The organism is Flavobacterium sp. ST-158 (assembly GCF_058309975.1).
The window spans coordinates 56,569-72,316 of record NZ_JBZEEN010000009.1; the positions used below are offsets into that span (position 1 = coordinate 56,569).

Consider the following 15,748-nt stretch of genomic DNA (forward strand, 5'->3'; position numbering starts at 1 on the left):
TGATCAAATTATTAGAAATATTATAAACAGCAACTTATGAATGTGATACTAGTTAACGAACAAAAAATTCAAGAAGTCGAAAAGCAATTGCTCAAAGCAATGAAAACAAGCGATATCAAAATTCTGGATCAATTGCTTCATGATGATTTATTGTTTGTTCTTCCAAGCGGTGAAGTAATTACTAAGGAAATGGATTTAGCAATGCATAAATCCGGAAACCTTGTTTTTGAAGAAATCACATCATCCATAGATTCCATAAAACAAATTGGTGAAAACGTTGTGGTTACTTTGTCTTTAAAGATTGCGGGAAAAATGCTGGAACAACACTTTGAAGGTAATTTTCGTTATTTGCGAGTGTGGAAAATGTTTGATAATCAATTAAAAGTCATTGCCGGAAGCGGTGTGGCAATATAAAATTAAATTCATTTAAATGAAAAGTAGTTGTTATTTAATCGTTTTAGCGTTATTTTTCTGTTGCAATATTGCATTGGCACAAACGCAATCAGAAATGAATGTAACAGCCAATGCACAATATAAAAAAGCAGATGTTGAGCTCAATAAAGTTTACAAACAATTGATGACAATGCTTGACAAAAAAGGAAAGTCATTGTTAATTCAGGCAGAGAAAGATTGGATTAAATACCGGGATTCCCATTGTAAATTTGATGCTTCGCAATATGAAGGCGGTAGTATGCAGCCATTAATTTATTCTACATGCTTAGAACAGCTCACCAGAAAAAGAATTGCTGAGATTAAAACCAGTATAAAAGGAAGAGACTTGTAATTCTAATTCACAATTTGAACTCAAAACTTTAAATCAATATACAAAATCATTAAGACTATGGATATAAAATTTGAAGCAGGAATTAATATAGCGATAAAAATTCCTAAAAGTAAGTATGATAAAACTGTGGCTTTTTATAAGGAGATTCTAAAATTAGAAGTTGAAGAAAAACCAATTACGAATCCCACTGTTTCCAGAACTCACGAAGTGAAATTTGGTAATAATGTAATTTGGTTAGACTGTGTAGACAACTACACCCATTCAGAGACCTGGTTGCAGCTAACGGTTCCAAATGTAAAAGAAGCACAAGAATATTTGTTATCGAATGGGATAGAAACCTGTGATGAAATTGAGGAAATACCTAAAAACATGCATTGGATACAAGACCCGGCAGGAACAGTATTTAATTTACAAACTACAGAAACGAATTGATAAATTCTGCATAAAAGTTAAGTCTAACTTTAGTTATAACTTAAATCTAAGACAATGCCAAAAAGTAATTTACTCCGAATGGACAATGTGGGGATTGTGGTAGAATCGCTAGACAATGCTATTGCTTTTTTCCAAGAACTCGGTTTAGTATTAGAAGGAAGAGCCATGATTGAGGGCGAATGGGCGGGTCGTGTAACTGGACTTGGCAATCAATCTGTAGAAATTGCCATGATGGTGACTCCAGATGGAAACAGCCGTTTAGAACTTTCCAGATTTATTCATCCGAAAATCATAGAAGATCATCGCACAGCTCCTGTAAATTCCCTGGGATATTTGCGTGTCATGTTTGCCGTGGCTGATATTGATGATACTTTAGAAAGACTTTACAAACATGGAGCGCAACTTGTAGACGAAGTAGTGCGTTATCAGGATGCTTACAGACTGTGTTATATTCGTGGTCCAGAGGGAGTTTTAATAGGAATAGCTCAAGCGCTTAACTAAAAAGAGAAACCCTTTTTCAGTCAGAATATTGTCTAAATTAAAAAGGCCTTAATGATTTAGTATACTTTTATATAAAATGGAGATCACTATGGAAGCAACATCAATCAATAAAAAGACGATTCAATTAACTGAAAATGGGAAGCTGTCAGGTGAATTGATTTATCAAAATATTTTTCTTTCTAAAGCCGAAATTAGATTAGCAAATTCAGATAGTTATCAAATAAATCCCATTGGTGTTTTTAGAAGCACTACAGTTGTCACTAAAAATAAAATAGTTATAGCCCAGTTGAAAATGAATTGGCGTGGACAAATTTTACTTTCTTTTCAGGATGGACAAGAATATACTTTAAAAGGGATAGGTACATTTTATAGTAAATATAATATTGAAAGTAAAGATAATCAAAAACTAATCGAGTTAGAACCCAAATTTAATTGGAGAAAATTGGCATACAATTACACTATAACTTACAACAAAAAACCAGAAGATATTTTATTGATTTTGCTTGCGGTTTATGCTTGTAATTATACCATATCAACTATGGCAGGAGTACTGTAATACAGGATTAAAAAGGACTGTACCAAATAAATTTTGTCAAAGTCAATTCTTAATTATTGTTTGTTTTAAACCTGACAAAGCCATTTATAATTTCTTCTACTCGTTCAACTAAGTAAATTTGCAAGAATATTTCAGGAATTAAAATCAGTTTACCAATATAAATACGCTAAGTTTTTTTTAAAAGCTTTAAAACTACACTTAAAATAAAAAGAAAACTAATAGTACTGAATTGTCCTCTGACTGAAAAAGTTATCTTAATCATGAAGCAAAATAGAGTGTTATCCGACTATTACTGTTTTCGCAAAAAAGCCTTTAATCAGGGTGTTTTTCCATAATTTGCATTTTTATTATGATTCTTTTTCGTTATTTTGATTAAATTGCGGTGATTTATGATTTATTTTTTTTAAAGAATAGGTTGTTATTTAATATATTTATAAAAAATATAAACAAAGGATGAGTTACTATAAAGTTGATAATTTAGAGCAATATTTTAAGCATTACAATAAGTCAATTCGCGAACCAAGAAAATTTTGGGGAAAAATAGCCGAAGAGAATTTTACCTGGTACCAACCATGGGACAAAGTGGTCGAATTTGATATGACCGAAGCCGATGTACAATGGTTTGCAGGTGCTAAATTAAATATCACCAAAAACTGTATTGACAGACACCTAAACAAAAGAGGGGAGAAAACAGCAATCATTTTTGAACCAAATAATCCAGACGAAGAAGCATTACACATTACTTATAATGAATTACATCAAAGAGTATGTAAAATGGCTAATGTATTGCGTGAGCAAGGCATTAAAAAAGGAGATCGCGTTTGTATCTACTTGCCAATGATTCCAGAATTAGCTGTAGCTATCTTAGCTTGTGCTAGAATTGGAGCTATACACTCAGTCGTTTTTGCTGGATTTTCATCTAAAGCACTAGCTACTCGTATTAACGATAGCGAGAGCAAAATGGTCATTACTTCAGATGGTGGTTACCGTGGTTCTAAAACTATTGAATTAAAAGAAATTGTAGACGAAGCGTTAGAAAAATGTCAATCTGTAAGCACTGTTTTAGTGGTCAAAAGAACCAATTCTGATATCACTATGAAAGAAGGCAGAGACATTTGGTTGCAACCTTTATTAGATGAAGCTTCAGATAATAGTGTAGCCGAAATTATGGATGCCGAAGATCCTCTGTTTATCCTTTATACTTCTGGCTCTACAGGAAATCCTAAAGGTATGGTGCATACTACTGCGGGATATATGGTGTACACAGCTTATACTTTTAAAAATGTATTTAGCTACGAAGAAAATGATGTGCACTGGTGTACCGCCGATATTGGTTGGATTACCGGTCACTCTTATATATTATACGGTCCATTATTGAATGGAGCTACCACTGTAATTTTTGAAGGTGTACCTTCATATCCTGATTACAGCCGTTTTTGGCAAGTAATAGAAAAACACAAGATTAGTCAATTCTATACAGCACCTACAGCAATTCGTGCTTTAGCAAAAGAAAAATTAGAATACGTTCAAAAATACGCTCTTAAAAGCTTAAAAGTAATTGGTTCAGTAGGTGAGCCTATCAATGAAGAAGCTTGGCACTGGTTCAACGATCATGTGGGAGATAAAAAATGTCCATTAGTGGATACTTGGTGGCAAACGGAAACAGGAGGAATTATGATTTCGCCATTAGCTTTCATTACACCAACAAAACCAACCTATGCTACGTTCCCTTTACCAGGAATCCAAGCTGTTTTAATGGACGATAAGAGAAACGAAATTGAAGGCAACCAAGTAGTAGGAAGCTTGTGTATCAAGTTCCCTTGGCCAGGAATGGCAAGAACTATTTGGAATGATCACCAACGTTATAAAGACACTTATTACTCTCAATATCCAGGCAAATATTTTACAGGAGACGGAGCTTTGCGTGATGAAGTAGGTTATTATAGAATTACAGGTCGTGTAGATGATGTAATTATTGTTTCAGGTCATAATTTAGGGACAGCACCAATTGAAGATGCTATTAATGAGCACCCAGCAGTTGCCGAAAGTGCGGTTGTAGGTTTTCCACATGATGTAAAAGGAAATGCTTTGTACGGTTATGTGATTCTGAAAGAAACTGGGGAAATTAGAAACAAAGAAAATTTATTTATCGAAATCAATCAGCATATTACTGATCACGTAGGTCCAATTGCTAAATTAGATAAAATTCAATTCGTTTCTGGTTTGCCTAAAACGCGTTCTGGAAAAATTATGCGTCGTATCCTTAGAAAAATTGCTGAGGGTAATTTTACCGATTATGGAGATACCAGTACTTTATTGAATCCGGAAATTATCGAAATAATTCAAGACGGAAAGAAATAATAGCCTAAAAATCTAAATAGAAAGCTGCTTCCATTATGAAGCAGCTTTTTTTATTAAAGCCTTTTTTTTTGAAAGAAATAGCCTAAATTAGTAATATCATGAAAGAAAGTAAAAAGATACTAATTGTAGGCGGAGGAGTAGCGGGGCTTACTGCTGCAATTCACTTGTCTAAAATTGGTATAAAAGTTACTTTAATTGAAAAAAATGGATACCCAAAGCATAAAGTTTGTGGAGAATATATCTCAAACGAAGTATCATCATATTTGAATTGGTTGGGTATTAATTATGAAGTTTTAGAACCGACACATTTAAATAGATTTCAATTTTGTTTTATTGATGGTAAAACATTAGAAAGTAGATTACCGCTTGGTGGTTTTGGTGTTAGCAGGTATTTATTAGACGATTTTTTATACAAAAAAGCAGTAGAAAATGGCTGTGAAATGATTCAAGATACTGTTGAAAATATAACATTTTTAGAAAATGAATTTACGGTAACTACTACACAAAATGCTGTTTTTAAATCTGGAATTCTAATTGCTGCTTATGGTAAACGTTCCAATATTGATCAAGAATTAAAAAGAGATTTCATTGTTAAAAAAGCTCCGTGGTTAGCAGTAAAAGCACATTATTCGGGTGTTTTTCCAGATAATTTAGTGGGTTTGTATCATTTTAGAGGTGGTTATTGTGGGGTTTCCAAAGTGGAAGATGATAAAATAAATATTTGCTATTTAGCTGATTATAAAACATTCAAACAGTATAAAAATATTGAAGAATACCAGCAAAATGTAATGTCTAAAAATCCTAACTTAAAATCAATTTTAGATAACTGCAATCCTCTATTTGACAATCCATTAACAATAAGCCAAATTTCTTTTGACAAAAAAAATGCTGTAGAAAATCATATGTTTATGATAGGTGATACCGCTGGATTAATTCATCCATTATGTGGCAACGGAATGGCAATGGCAATTCATAGTGCCAAAATAGTATCGGAATTGCTTGAGCAATATTATACGCATGAAATTAAGTCGAGACAGGAATTAGAATTGAAATACAAAAGAGAATGGAATCGTAATTTTGGTAAAAGATTAAAAACAGGGCGTATTTTAGCAGCTATATTCCAAAGGCAAAAACTAGCCAATAATTTACTTCGTATATTGATTAAATTACCTTTTTTATTACCCCTAATTATAAAGAGAACACATGGTAAACCTATTTAAAATCCATTATAAATGGGAATAAATACAAAATACAGAACAGAGCAGCCTGAAAGCATGGATGATTTTAGTTTAGAAGGGGAAATTTTGCGTGATGCTTTGGATAAAATAGCCAAAATAAACCAACTTTTGGGTGGAAACAGCTTAACTTTACTAGGAGTCAAAACCTTGTTAAAGAATGTTCCTGCTGATGCTGAAATTACTATTGTAGATATAGGTTGTGGCAATGGAGATATGTTACGAACCCTAGCTGATTTCGGTGTAAAAAATAATTTGAAACTAAAACTAATTGGTATTGATGCTAATAATTTTACAATAAATCACGCGATTCAATTATCTAAAAATTATTCCAATATCACATATCGATGCGAGAATATCTTTAATAAAGCTTTTATAGAATTAAAATATGATATTATATTGTCAACCTTAGTGTTGCATCATTTTAAAGAGGATGAAATTGTTGGGATTTTGACTGTCTTTTATACGAATGCAAAATATGGAATTGTTATTAATGATTTGGAAAGAAGTACAATTGCTTATCGATTATTTCAGTTATTGTGCTTTGTTTTTCGATTAAATTCAATGTCCAGAGAAGATGGATTAATATCGATTTTAAGAGGTTTTAAAAAGAAAGAATTGCTTCAGTTTTCTGAAAAATTAAATTTAAAAAAATATACCATTCAATGGAAATGGGCTTTTCGTTACCAATGGATAATATCAAAAATATGAGTGTTAAGATACATAGCGTTTCCAAACAATTGCCTAAATATTCCAGAACTACTGAAGAAATTATTCCGTTTCTTGACGCTTGGCTGGAAGGTCAGGAAGAACGTTTTATTCGAAAAGTAAAAAAAATTTTTGAAGGTGCTGCCGTAGACAAGCGGTATTCTATTATGGACCCGATTGAGGTTTTCACCAATACTTCTTTTGAGGAAAGAAATGCTATTTACGTTCGTGAAGTTATTGATTTAGGTGAGAAAGTTTTAAAGAAAGCCTTGCTCAAATCGGAATGGAAAGCAGAAGACTTGGATTATATTATTACGGTGAGTTGCACTGGAATTATGATTCCCTCGTTAGATGCTTATTTAATTAACAAATTGCATTTAAGACAAGATATTGTACGACTTCCTGTCACTGAAATGGGTTGTGCAGCAGGGATTTCTGGAATTATTTACGCTAAAAACTTCTTGCAGGCTAATCCTGGAAAACGAGCAGCTGTAATTGCTGTTGAAAGTCCTACGGCAACTTTTCAATTAGACGATTACTCAATGGCAAATATTGTGAGTGCGGCTATTTTTGGCGATGGAGCTGCCTGTGTTTTACTTTCTTCTCACAAAGACGATGATGGGCCAGAAATACTAGCCGAAGAAATGTATCATTTTTATGATAATGAGCACTTGATGGGATTTAAACTGACTAATTCTGGTTTGCAAATGGTTTTAGATATTGAAGTTCCTGATACAATCGCGTCTCATTTTCCAGCTATTATTCATCCTTTTTTAGCCAAAAACCATTTAAAGATTGAAGATATCGATCATTTAATATTTCATCCAGGTGGGAAAAAAATAGTACAAACGGTAGAAGATTTATTTTCCGATTTAGGAAAAAATATAGAGGATACCAAAGAAGTTTTACGTTTATATGGAAATATGTCTAGTGCCACGGTTTTATATGTCCTAGAACGTTTTATGGATTCAAAACCTCAAAAAGATTCCAAAGGTCTGATGCTGAGTTTTGGCCCTGGGTTTTCAGCCCAACGCGTTTTATTGCGATTTTAGAATCTAAAAAGCAAACTAATAAATGTATGAAGAAAGAAGAAATCATATCAAAATTGCCGTATTCGAAACCTTTTTTGTTTGTCGATAAAATCATTCGAATCGATGAAAATGGAGTAGAAGGCTGTTATACTTTGGATGAAAACTTAGATTTTTACAAAGGACATTTTAAAGATAATCCAATTACTCCTGGTGTGATTTTAACCGAAGTAATGGCACAAATTGGCGTAGTATGTTTGGGTTTGTTTTTATTAAATGATACAATTAATAAAGAAACTTCAATTGCCTTAACATCAACTAATATTGAATTTTTAAAAGTAGTTTTTCCAAATGAAAAAGTTATCGTAGTTTCAGAGAAAATCTATTTTAGATTTGGAAAATTAAAATGCAAAGTAACAATGAAAAATGAAAAAGAAGAGCTCGTTTGCAAAGGAGAAATTGCAGGAATGATTATTTAATTTGAATTTGATATGAATAAACGTGTTGTAATTACGGGGCTTGGTGTTGTTGCTCCAAATGGAGTAGGGCTCGATGCGTTTACAAACGCTATTAAAAATGGAATCTCAGGTATCAAAAAAGATCCAGAATTAGAACGATTGCAGTTTTCTTGTCAAATTTCTGCTAAACCTGAAGTTTCGACTGAATTAGCATTAGAATATTTTACAGAATTAGAACTTAGAAACTTCAATTCTTCTGGGATTTTATATGGCGTTATAGCTGGAATAGATGCTTGGAAAGATGCCGGATTAGCAATAGAAAATAATGAAGAACCCGATTGGGATAGCGGAACTATTTTTGGGACGGGAACTTCTGGAATTGATAAATTTCGCGAAAGCATTTATAAAATTGATGAGTTTCAAACCCGAAGACTAGGTAGTACAGCAGTAGCGCAAACGATGAACAGCGGAATTAGCGCTTATCTAGGTGGAAAATTAGGATTAGGAAATCAAGTTACAACAAATTCATCGGCATGCACCACAGGAACCGAAAGCATTATGATGGCTTTTGACAGAATCAAATCTGGACATGCTAAAAGGATTTTAGCAGGAAGTACTAGTGATTCGGGACCTTATATTTGGGGCGGATTTGATGCCATGCGAGTTTGTACTTTTAAACATAATGAAACTCCTGAACAAGGTTCTCGACCAATGAGTGCAAGTGCATCAGGATTTGTTCCAGGAAGTGGAGCAGGAGCAATGGTTTTAGAAGATTTAGAATCGGCTTTAGCTCGTGGTGCTCGAATTTATGCCGAAGTTTTAGGTGGAAATATCAATTCCGGCGGACAACGTGGATTAGGAACCATGACGGCTCCAAATCCCATTGCAGTGCAAAAATGTATTACAGCCGCCATTGCAAATGCAGAAATTAGTGCCAATGACATTGATGTGATAAATGGACATTTAACAGCAACTTCCAAAGACAGTTTAGAAATCCAAAATTGGACTGAGGCTTTAGATCGAAAAGGAAATAATTTTCCGTATATTAATTCCTTGAAATCGATGGTTGGGCATTGTTTATCAGCAGCAGGAAGTATTGAAAGTGTGGCTACGATCTTGCAATTGCATCAAGGGTTTATTTTTCCGAATATAAATTGTGAAGATTTACATCCTGAAATAAGTAATTTAGTTGCTGCATCTCGAATTCCGCAACAAATGCTTGAAACCGAATTGAATATTATTGCCAAAGCCAGTTTTGGTTTTGGAGACGTTAACGGATGTGTGATATTTAAGAAATTTAAAGCGTAAAAAACAAAAGCGAACTATGAGTAAACAAGAAATTATAGAGGAATTGAAAGTAATAGTAAAACCATATATCCAAGATGATGCAGCCTTTGATTCATTAACGGAAGAAACGGATTTTATTAATGATTTAAAGATCAATTCGGCTAATTTAGTGGATGTGATTTTAGATATTGAAGAAAAATTTGACATTGTAATTGATAACCAAGCCATGGAAAAAATGCTGAACGTAAAAGCTGCAGTAGCAATTATTGAAGATCAATTGACAAAGAAATGACAACATGATAGGAAACGACATCATAGATTTGGCGTTAGCCCGAAAAGAAAGCAATTGGAAAAGAGACCATTTTTTGGAAAAACTTTTTACTCAGGAAGAACAATTGCTTATCGCAAATGCTAATAATCCGGAAGTTATGGTCTGGAATTTATGGTCTAGAAAAGAAGCTGCATATAAAATTTACAATCGTGAAACAGGAATTCGAGGGTATTTCCCTAAGCAATTAGTTTGTTTTTACGAAAGTGAAACAATAGGTAAAGTTTGTTGTAATGAACGAATTTATTACACTAAAACTACCGTTACAAAAGATTTTATTTACACAATTGCCACAATTGAGCCTCAATTTTTTAATCAAATAGAAAAAATTAATAAGGATGATAAAATCCATAAAAAAAATGGAATTCCTTTTATTATAAATACTCAAACAGATGTTTTAAAAGCTGTTTCCATTACGCATCATGGACAATTTTGGGAAGGAATAACAATTTAAATTGTTACTGCAAACCCAATTTATATTTTAATTTCAAAAAGAGTAAGGCAATCTTGTATGCTTTTTCGGTTGTTGTTTCACCATCTGTTGGCTGGATTTTATAATAATCTGCAAGCTCATCTAAGGAGAATTCTTTATCTTCAGGAATTTCATGTAGTTTTCGATGCATAATATCAATATCTAAGGCATCATTACGTAATTTTCCGCACTCCATGCGCTCTAAAGTAGCGTTAATCATAGTAACATGAGATTCTACTTGATGTCCTACGATAATTCCATTACCTAAATATTCTACAAAAGTTTTCATCGCTTCTGCTTCGGACAATTTGAGCAATTTACTTTCAATAATATATTCGTTTGAAAGATGATTGTCGTGCATAAAACGGTACTGTAATAAAATAGTTTCAAAACTATCTTTTATAGAAATTCGATCATTTTCTACTGCAAAAGCACTAATAAAAGTTATTACATCTTTTTCAATAGAATCTCCAGTGGCTTCGGTGGATATCACAACATAACGGTTTGACTTTTTGGAAAATTTAGCTAAATATTCTTTCCAAAATTCAGGATGTTCTTTATTGATATTTTTTAACCAGTCTAGCATAAATCTATGAAAATTGTGTAAGTTGAAACTTATCTTTAATTAAATCTTCTAATTCTTTCATTGGAATTAGTGCATTTTTTAGTTTTTCTCTATCGATTTTTGATAACTCCTCCAAGTTAATATATTGCCCTGAATTTTCATTTTTTAAACCTTCTAAAGTTCTTATTTTAGTTAAAAATAAATAAGCTTCAGCACAATTCAAATAAATCTCCGAATGCTTAGGGTCGGCTATTGCCAATTGCTTGAATCGAGTATAGGTATTATTAATTCCCTTGATATCATAACTCAATGTGAACAATCGTGCGCTATCTATAAGCGGCATTAATGCTCGGGTTTTTATATCAAATTTATCCTTATTAATCCCCTCTTCTTCAACAATAAATTTTTTGAAAAAACTCAAAGGTGAATTTTTTCTCAACGCATCGTTTCCAAGGAAATCAAAGAATAAAGTATTATTAACGGCATTTTCAAAAACAATATTGTTAATGGCTGTTTCTATTTTTTGTTCGCCAATAACTAATTCGTAATCAAAGAAAATACTACTTAAATTATCTTTATTTTCTCTTGTAGCATTCATCCAATTATTATACTGTTTTATCCAGTCTGTCAAGGATTTACACCACATCATATTGCTCCCCATGTGACCGTAAGGACATAATTCGTAACCAATTTTCTCTAAGGTTTCAGTAGTTTTTTTTCCTAATTTTAAGAAATAATCTTTCACCTCGATATATTTGTCCTGAGCTACATCTTCAAAAACTAAAATACTATCTTGATCGGTTAGTAAAAGTTGTTCTTTTCTACCCTGACTACCAATACTCAACCAAGCAAATCGAGCAGGAGGAGAGCCTAAATCTAAAATAGACAATTCGACTGCACGTTTTAAAATAGCAAAGTTAATTTCGCTGGCAATGTTAGTAATATGAGTTAACGGTATATTTTTTTGAATAGAAGATTGAATCAAATTAGTCAATCTTGTTCGGATTTCTTTCAACTCATTTGAAGACAAAGAACGTTTGATTTCTTTAATTAAAACTCCAGGGTTACTTGCTTGAGCAGCTATTAAATCATGCTCAGAAATCACTCCTTTTATAGTTGATTTATCCGTTCCATCAACAGTTACGCACAAATGAGTTACATTATTTTTAAGCATTAATAATTGGGCTTCCGCCAAAGAAACATTTTCTAAAACAGTAATTACCGGCGAAGACATGATATTACTTACTGGAGTATTGATAGCATAACGGCCAGTGGCTATTTTTGAAGCCAAATCAGCATGAGTAACAATTCCAATTGGACCGTTTTTTTCAAAAATAATCACATTATTCTTTAAAGATTCTGCCATTAATTGTGCTACTTCTTGAGCTGTATTGTCAGAAGTCGCTAAAAGGGGAGTGGTATTATAAGCTAAAGTTTGAAAAAACTGTGCTTCGGATTGTTTTTCGGAATAAAACATTCCATCGGAAACTAGATTTCCTTGGGAGTTTCTATCTTCAGGTAAATTACTAGCGAAATTTTCTAAAAGGAAATTTAAAACCTCTGAATTATTAGCCAATAAAGGTTTGAAAACCGCAATAGGAATTGCGTATACCAAACTTTCTTCTCTAGCTTTTGCTGTTACTTTATAATTATTTTTAGCAAAAAAAGGACGTAAACCAAAAATGGTTCCTTCATGACATTTATTAGTAATACTTTCTTCGGCATCAGCAATTACAGAAATATTAATTACTCCTGAAGCTACAACATAGAAACTGTCGTGCAAGGGATCATTAATTTTAAATAAGGTTTGTTTTTTTTCTAAATTGACTACACGAACATTGCTAGCAATTTCTGCTAATTCATCTGAATTAAGCTGATTAAAAGGGGCATAATTTTTTAAAAATTCAGCAATTTGGTTTGCAATTAGATTCATGGGATTTCGATAAAATATAGTACAAAATTAGTAAAATAAAAAGTCATAACTAGAACCAAATAAATTTAAAACAGTAGTTTTTAAAATTTTTAATTCAATCTTGCTAGACCTCTAATTTATTGAATTTTATATAATAAAATGGGTATAATTACTTTTATAAAAAAAAGAAGCAACACTATATTCTTTTTAGAACACAATGTTACTTCTTCATAAAATAGATTTTGTTAATTATTTGTATTTCAAATTCAAACTGATAATATTGGCATCTAAACCAGTTGTTCTGGAATAATGACCATAACGTATTTCGAGAGTATTAAATTCTTTGATTCCAAAAACACCATTTAGTGGTGTTAGTTTCATTCCCATACCTATAAAATTACTGTCAAATTTAGAAAGATCATAGTTACTGGTATGATAAAGATCTGCTCCAGTGTGTTCCTGATAAGGTTTAAAATACTTAGCCGCACTTTGAGAATAATACCTATAAAAAGGACTTAATGAGAAAAATGGTGATATTTTTACTGGAATTTCTATATCAGCAGTATTGGATTTTACATTCCAATCATCCGAATAATAGCGGTAATAAGCTCTAATAATTACATTATCTCCTAAGAAATAACTACCTCTAACAGCTACTGGAATTTTTAAGCGATTGTCTGGTAAATTTTCTTGATGTACAGAATTATCATTAAAAATGACACGATGAAAAGGAAGACTTAAATAGCCTTTTTGAGCAATTACATCTGCCATAAACATGATTTGAAAATTGGTATTGATGATTTGAGAATAAGCCAAAGAAGCTGCAAAGGTATTTCTGGAAGCAGTTCCATATCCTTCGCCAGATGTTCTTAACTCAATTGGTGTAACTAGTTTTACCTGATCTAGAAAAGCTTGAAATTTAGCGGAGAATTCTCCGTTTCTATTTTTAGTTTTTTGAGCAAAACTTACATTTCCACCAAAAGATTGGTAATCAAATTCAGTTGAAGACGATAATCCAAAACCAAGAGTATTACCTTTTTGCTCATTTTCAACACTATAATTAAAGGAAGGATAAATTCTAAAATCAGCCGATGAAGCCGAAGAATTTGCTTGAAGATCAATTTGATCCGATGAAGCTGAACTGTAATGGTCAATTCCAACTTCTAAATCAAGAGTTTGCTTGTTACCTAATTTACTGTATTTAATCAGTTTAACATCAATAGTGTTAGAGATATCCGTTAATTTTTCTGAACCAACGCCTCCTGTTACAGCAGCATTATTTCCGTCTTGTTTGTAATAACTTGAAACTAGATTGATTTCGTCAACTTTTAATTTTTTGTTTTTATAAGCTGTAGAATCTGCTGGAACAGATTGCGAAAAAGCTTTAAATAATCCTAACAGTGCATATCCTGTAATGTATATTCTTTTCATTTTATAGGGTTATTAAATTAGAATTAATTACAGCCACAGCCACCACCACTTTTGCCTGAGTTTGCTCCTGAAGAACCTTCACGATAAGACTGAAAACTCAATTCGGTTTTTTCAATTTTTCTATTCGAAAGCACCATTTCGGAATCATTTAATTTTCCTTTTTGGTATTCTTTTACAGTGGTGCAGGAAGTCAGCGAAAGGGATGAGATTCCTAACAGAACCAAAACGCTTTGTTTTGCTTGCTTTTTCATTTGAGATTGATGTTTTTTGAGGTGTAAATTTTGTTGTTGTCGTCTATTATTATGCAATATAAATCGGGTATTTGATCTATAAGAAACAAACCCGCTTTGATTCCCATAATGGCAATAGGAGTGGCCATGGCATCGGCAAATTCGGCATTGCTACTAATAATTGTCACACTTTTAATACCAGTAATTGGCAAACCTGTTTTAGGATCAATAGTGTGTGAATATTTTTTGCCATCAATCATGATGAATTTTTCATAATTTCCAGAAGTAGCCACGGCTTTATTAGAAATTTCGATGAAAGAAAACGCCGAAGCAGGGTGGTCCGGATTAGCAATTCCTATCGTCCATTGTTTGCCATTAGGTTGGGTTCCCCAAGTGGTTAAATCCCCGCTGGCATTGATAATTCCGCTAGTAACCTTATTTTTAATCAAGATATTTTTAGCCATTTCAGCGGCATAACCTTTACCAATGCCTCCAAAACCAATACGCATTCCTTTTTCTTTTAAAAAAACCGAAATGTTGTTTTTATCCAAAATAATATTGTTGTAATTGATGAGATACACCATTTTTTTGGCTTGTTCAGCAGGAGGTAGGCTAGTCATTGTTTTATCGAAATTCCATAAGGATTTGTCAATACTTCCATAAGAAATATCAAATGCTCCTTGTGTTATTTTCGAAATCCCGATACTTCTTTCAATTAAATCAAACACTTCTTTGTCTACAGAAACGGGCTTGATTCCAGCATTTTGATTGATTAAATTGGTTTGACTTTCATTATTATACGTTGTAAAAAGCTGTTCAATTCGTTTTATTTCGGCTATAGCCAAATTAATATTTTCTTGAGCAAAATCTTCCGAATCGGCAACTACCGAAATAGTGAAATTATTCCCCATCAATTTTAAGGATTGCGAAAACACTCTCATCTGAAAATTATTTTTGAGTATCGCAGATATTTTTGATTTCCTTAGTCCATTCTTCAACGGAAACTTCTGGTTTTCCTCTCCAGGATTTTATCACTTTTCCATCAGCATTTAGGAGTAATGTGAGCGGAAAACTTCCTTCTTTATTGTATTTTTCGGCTAAAGCTTCATTTCTTTTTACAATATCGTCCGATGGGATGTTTTTTTTCTTTCTGGGAAAATCAGCATTTACTAGAACCAAATTTTTATCGGCCATTTCAGTAAATATTGGATTATCAAAATATTCTCGATGCAGTAAAATACAAGGTACACACCAATCTGAACCTGAGAAATTTAGTAGAATTAATTCGTTTTTTTCTTTGGCTATTTTTTTAGCCGTTTCAAAATTTGTTTCCCAACGAGCAGGAATAATTAAGAGTAAAAGGATAGCAATGAATTTCATGAGATTGTTGTAAAGTGAACTATTAGGGTTTTGAAATTTCTACAACTAAATTATAGCATTACTGATTTTAAATATCCAAA

19 protein-coding genes are annotated in these 15,748 nt (G+C 32.5%); 13 read left to right on the forward strand and 6 right to left on the reverse strand.

Annotation, left to right across the window (positions count from 1 at the left end; genetic code table 11):
• Nucleotides 1–36: 36 nt before the first annotated feature.
• The 13 genes from AC4FRF_RS13800 to AC4FRF_RS13860 all read left to right on the forward strand — a co-directional run bounded on the left by AC4FRF_RS13800 (nt 37) and on the right by AC4FRF_RS13860 (nt 10,132).
• Nucleotides 37–414, forward strand: coding sequence for a nuclear transport factor 2 family protein (locus tag AC4FRF_RS13800; RefSeq protein WP_491160189.1), 378 nt, complete (start codon nt 37–39; stop codon nt 412–414).
• Nucleotides 415–430: 16 nt separating this feature from the next.
• Entirely contained in the window at nt 431–784 is a 354-nt protein-coding gene (locus AC4FRF_RS13805) for a lysozyme inhibitor LprI family protein (protein ID WP_491160191.1), read from the forward strand.
• 57 nt (nt 785–841) lie between these two features.
• Complete coding sequence (locus AC4FRF_RS13810; RefSeq protein WP_491160193.1) at nt 842–1,216, forward strand: VOC family protein; 375 nt, start codon at nt 842–844, stop codon at nt 1,214–1,216.
• A 54-nt stretch (nt 1,217–1,270) separates the two neighbouring features.
• Nucleotides 1,271–1,717 carry a VOC family protein gene (locus AC4FRF_RS13815; protein WP_491160195.1) on the forward strand — a complete coding sequence of 149 codons (447 nt, stop codon included), beginning with the start codon at nt 1,271–1,273 and terminating at the stop codon, nt 1,715–1,717.
• Nucleotides 1,718–1,805: 88 nt separating this feature from the next.
• Complete coding sequence (locus tag AC4FRF_RS13820; RefSeq protein ID WP_491160197.1) at nt 1,806–2,273, forward strand: hypothetical protein; 468 nt, start codon at nt 1,806–1,808, stop codon at nt 2,271–2,273.
• Nucleotides 2,274–2,726: 453 nt separating this feature from the next.
• Nucleotides 2,727–4,634: an acetate--CoA ligase gene (gene acs / locus AC4FRF_RS13825; protein WP_491160198.1), complete on the forward strand. Its 1,908-nt coding sequence runs from the start codon at nt 2,727–2,729 to the stop codon at nt 4,632–4,634.
• Between the two features lie 98 nt (nt 4,635–4,732).
• Nucleotides 4,733–5,854: an NAD(P)/FAD-dependent oxidoreductase gene (locus AC4FRF_RS13830; protein WP_491160200.1), complete on the forward strand. Its 1,122-nt coding sequence runs from the start codon at nt 4,733–4,735 to the stop codon at nt 5,852–5,854.
• Between the two features lie 12 nt (nt 5,855–5,866).
• The gene (locus AC4FRF_RS13835; protein WP_491160202.1) at nt 5,867–6,580 is read left to right on the forward strand and encodes a methyltransferase domain-containing protein; all 714 of its coding nucleotides are present in this window, start codon (nt 5,867–5,869) and stop codon (nt 6,578–6,580) included.
• Nucleotides 6,577–7,629, forward strand: a complete 1,053-nt coding sequence (locus AC4FRF_RS13840; RefSeq protein WP_491160204.1) for a type III polyketide synthase — start codon at nt 6,577–6,579, stop codon at nt 7,627–7,629. The genes AC4FRF_RS13835 and AC4FRF_RS13840 overlap by 4 nt, the downstream gene beginning before the upstream one ends.
• A 26-nt stretch (nt 7,630–7,655) precedes the next feature.
• The gene (locus AC4FRF_RS13845) at nt 7,656–8,084 is read left to right on the forward strand and encodes a 3-hydroxyacyl-ACP dehydratase FabZ family protein (RefSeq protein WP_491160206.1); all 429 of its coding nucleotides are present in this window, start codon (nt 7,656–7,658) and stop codon (nt 8,082–8,084) included.
• 12 nt (nt 8,085–8,096) lie between these two features.
• Nucleotides 8,097–9,371, forward strand: coding sequence for a beta-ketoacyl-[acyl-carrier-protein] synthase family protein (locus AC4FRF_RS13850; RefSeq protein ID WP_491160208.1), 1,275 nt, complete (start codon nt 8,097–8,099; stop codon nt 9,369–9,371).
• A gap of 16 nt (nt 9,372–9,387) precedes the next feature.
• Entirely contained in the window at nt 9,388–9,642 is a 255-nt protein-coding gene (locus AC4FRF_RS13855; RefSeq protein WP_491160210.1) for an acyl carrier protein, read from the forward strand.
• A gap of 4 nt (nt 9,643–9,646) precedes the next feature.
• Nucleotides 9,647–10,132, forward strand: coding sequence for a 4'-phosphopantetheinyl transferase family protein (locus tag AC4FRF_RS13860; protein ID WP_491160212.1), 486 nt, complete (start codon nt 9,647–9,649; stop codon nt 10,130–10,132).
• A gap of 4 nt (nt 10,133–10,136) precedes the next feature.
• Here the strand turns inward: AC4FRF_RS13860 and AC4FRF_RS13865 are convergent, their stop codons facing one another.
• The 6 genes from AC4FRF_RS13865 to AC4FRF_RS13890 form a co-directional block, all read right to left on the reverse strand.
• Entirely contained in the window at nt 10,137–10,736 is a 600-nt protein-coding gene (locus AC4FRF_RS13865) for a 3'-5' exonuclease (protein WP_491160214.1), read from the reverse strand.
• 4 nt (nt 10,737–10,740) lie between these two features.
• The gene (locus AC4FRF_RS13870) at nt 10,741–12,648 is read right to left on the reverse strand and encodes a DUF294 nucleotidyltransferase-like domain-containing protein (RefSeq protein WP_491160216.1); all 1,908 of its coding nucleotides are present in this window, start codon (nt 12,646–12,648) and stop codon (nt 10,741–10,743) included.
• Between the two features lie 228 nt (nt 12,649–12,876).
• A complete protein-coding gene (locus tag AC4FRF_RS13875) occupies nt 12,877–14,058 on the reverse strand; it encodes a DUF3570 domain-containing protein (RefSeq protein ID WP_491160218.1) in 1,182 nt (393 codons plus the stop codon).
• 23 nt (nt 14,059–14,081) lie between these two features.
• Entirely contained in the window at nt 14,082–14,309 is a 228-nt protein-coding gene (locus AC4FRF_RS13880; RefSeq protein WP_491160220.1) for a DUF4266 domain-containing protein, read from the reverse strand.
• The gene (locus AC4FRF_RS13885) at nt 14,306–15,229 is read right to left on the reverse strand and encodes an FAD:protein FMN transferase (RefSeq protein WP_491160222.1); all 924 of its coding nucleotides are present in this window, start codon (nt 15,227–15,229) and stop codon (nt 14,306–14,308) included. The genes AC4FRF_RS13880 and AC4FRF_RS13885 overlap by 4 nt, the downstream gene beginning before the upstream one ends.
• A 7-nt stretch (nt 15,230–15,236) precedes the next feature.
• Entirely contained in the window at nt 15,237–15,668 is a 432-nt protein-coding gene (locus AC4FRF_RS13890; protein WP_491160224.1) for a thioredoxin family protein, read from the reverse strand.
• Between the last annotated feature and the right edge of the window lie 80 nt (nt 15,669–15,748).

Excerpts from the sequence above, each read along its gene's own strand:
- AC4FRF_RS13885 (WP_491160222.1), bottom strand. The coding sequence starts at position 15,229 with ATGAGAGTGTTTTCGCAATCCTTAAAATTGATGGGGAATAATTTCACT.
- AC4FRF_RS13845 (WP_491160206.1), top strand. The coding sequence starts at position 7,656 with ATGAAGAAAGAAGAAATCATATCAAAATTGCCGTATTCGAAACCTTTT.
- AC4FRF_RS13855 (WP_491160210.1), top strand. The coding sequence starts at position 9,388 with ATGAGTAAACAAGAAATTATAGAGGAATTGAAAGTAATAGTAAAACCA.
- AC4FRF_RS13810 (WP_491160193.1), top strand. The coding sequence starts at position 842 with ATGGATATAAAATTTGAAGCAGGAATTAATATAGCGATAAAAATTCCT.
- AC4FRF_RS13860 (WP_491160212.1), top strand. The coding sequence starts at position 9,647 with ATGATAGGAAACGACATCATAGATTTGGCGTTAGCCCGAAAAGAAAGC.
- AC4FRF_RS13820 (WP_491160197.1), top strand. The coding sequence starts at position 1,806 with ATGGAAGCAACATCAATCAATAAAAAGACGATTCAATTAACTGAAAAT.
- AC4FRF_RS13875 (WP_491160218.1), bottom strand. The coding sequence starts at position 14,058 with ATGAAAAGAATATACATTACAGGATATGCACTGTTAGGATTATTTAAA.
- AC4FRF_RS13830 (WP_491160200.1), top strand. The coding sequence starts at position 4,733 with ATGAAAGAAAGTAAAAAGATACTAATTGTAGGCGGAGGAGTAGCGGGG.
- AC4FRF_RS13800 (WP_491160189.1), top strand. The coding sequence starts at position 37 with ATGAATGTGATACTAGTTAACGAACAAAAAATTCAAGAAGTCGAAAAG.
- AC4FRF_RS13880 (WP_491160220.1), bottom strand. The coding sequence starts at position 14,309 with ATGAAAAAGCAAGCAAAACAAAGCGTTTTGGTTCTGTTAGGAATCTCA.
- acs (WP_491160198.1), top strand. The coding sequence starts at position 2,727 with ATGAGTTACTATAAAGTTGATAATTTAGAGCAATATTTTAAGCATTAC.
- AC4FRF_RS13840 (WP_491160204.1), top strand. The coding sequence starts at position 6,577 with ATGAGTGTTAAGATACATAGCGTTTCCAAACAATTGCCTAAATATTCC.
- AC4FRF_RS13850 (WP_491160208.1), top strand. The coding sequence starts at position 8,097 with ATGAATAAACGTGTTGTAATTACGGGGCTTGGTGTTGTTGCTCCAAAT.
- AC4FRF_RS13815 (WP_491160195.1), top strand. The coding sequence starts at position 1,271 with ATGCCAAAAAGTAATTTACTCCGAATGGACAATGTGGGGATTGTGGTA.
- AC4FRF_RS13805 (WP_491160191.1), top strand. The coding sequence starts at position 431 with ATGAAAAGTAGTTGTTATTTAATCGTTTTAGCGTTATTTTTCTGTTGC.
- AC4FRF_RS13870 (WP_491160216.1), bottom strand. The coding sequence starts at position 12,648 with ATGAATCTAATTGCAAACCAAATTGCTGAATTTTTAAAAAATTATGCC.
- AC4FRF_RS13865 (WP_491160214.1), bottom strand. The coding sequence starts at position 10,736 with ATGCTAGACTGGTTAAAAAATATCAATAAAGAACATCCTGAATTTTGG.
- AC4FRF_RS13890 (WP_491160224.1), bottom strand. The coding sequence starts at position 15,668 with ATGAAATTCATTGCTATCCTTTTACTCTTAATTATTCCTGCTCGTTGG.
- AC4FRF_RS13835 (WP_491160202.1), top strand. The coding sequence starts at position 5,867 with ATGGGAATAAATACAAAATACAGAACAGAGCAGCCTGAAAGCATGGAT.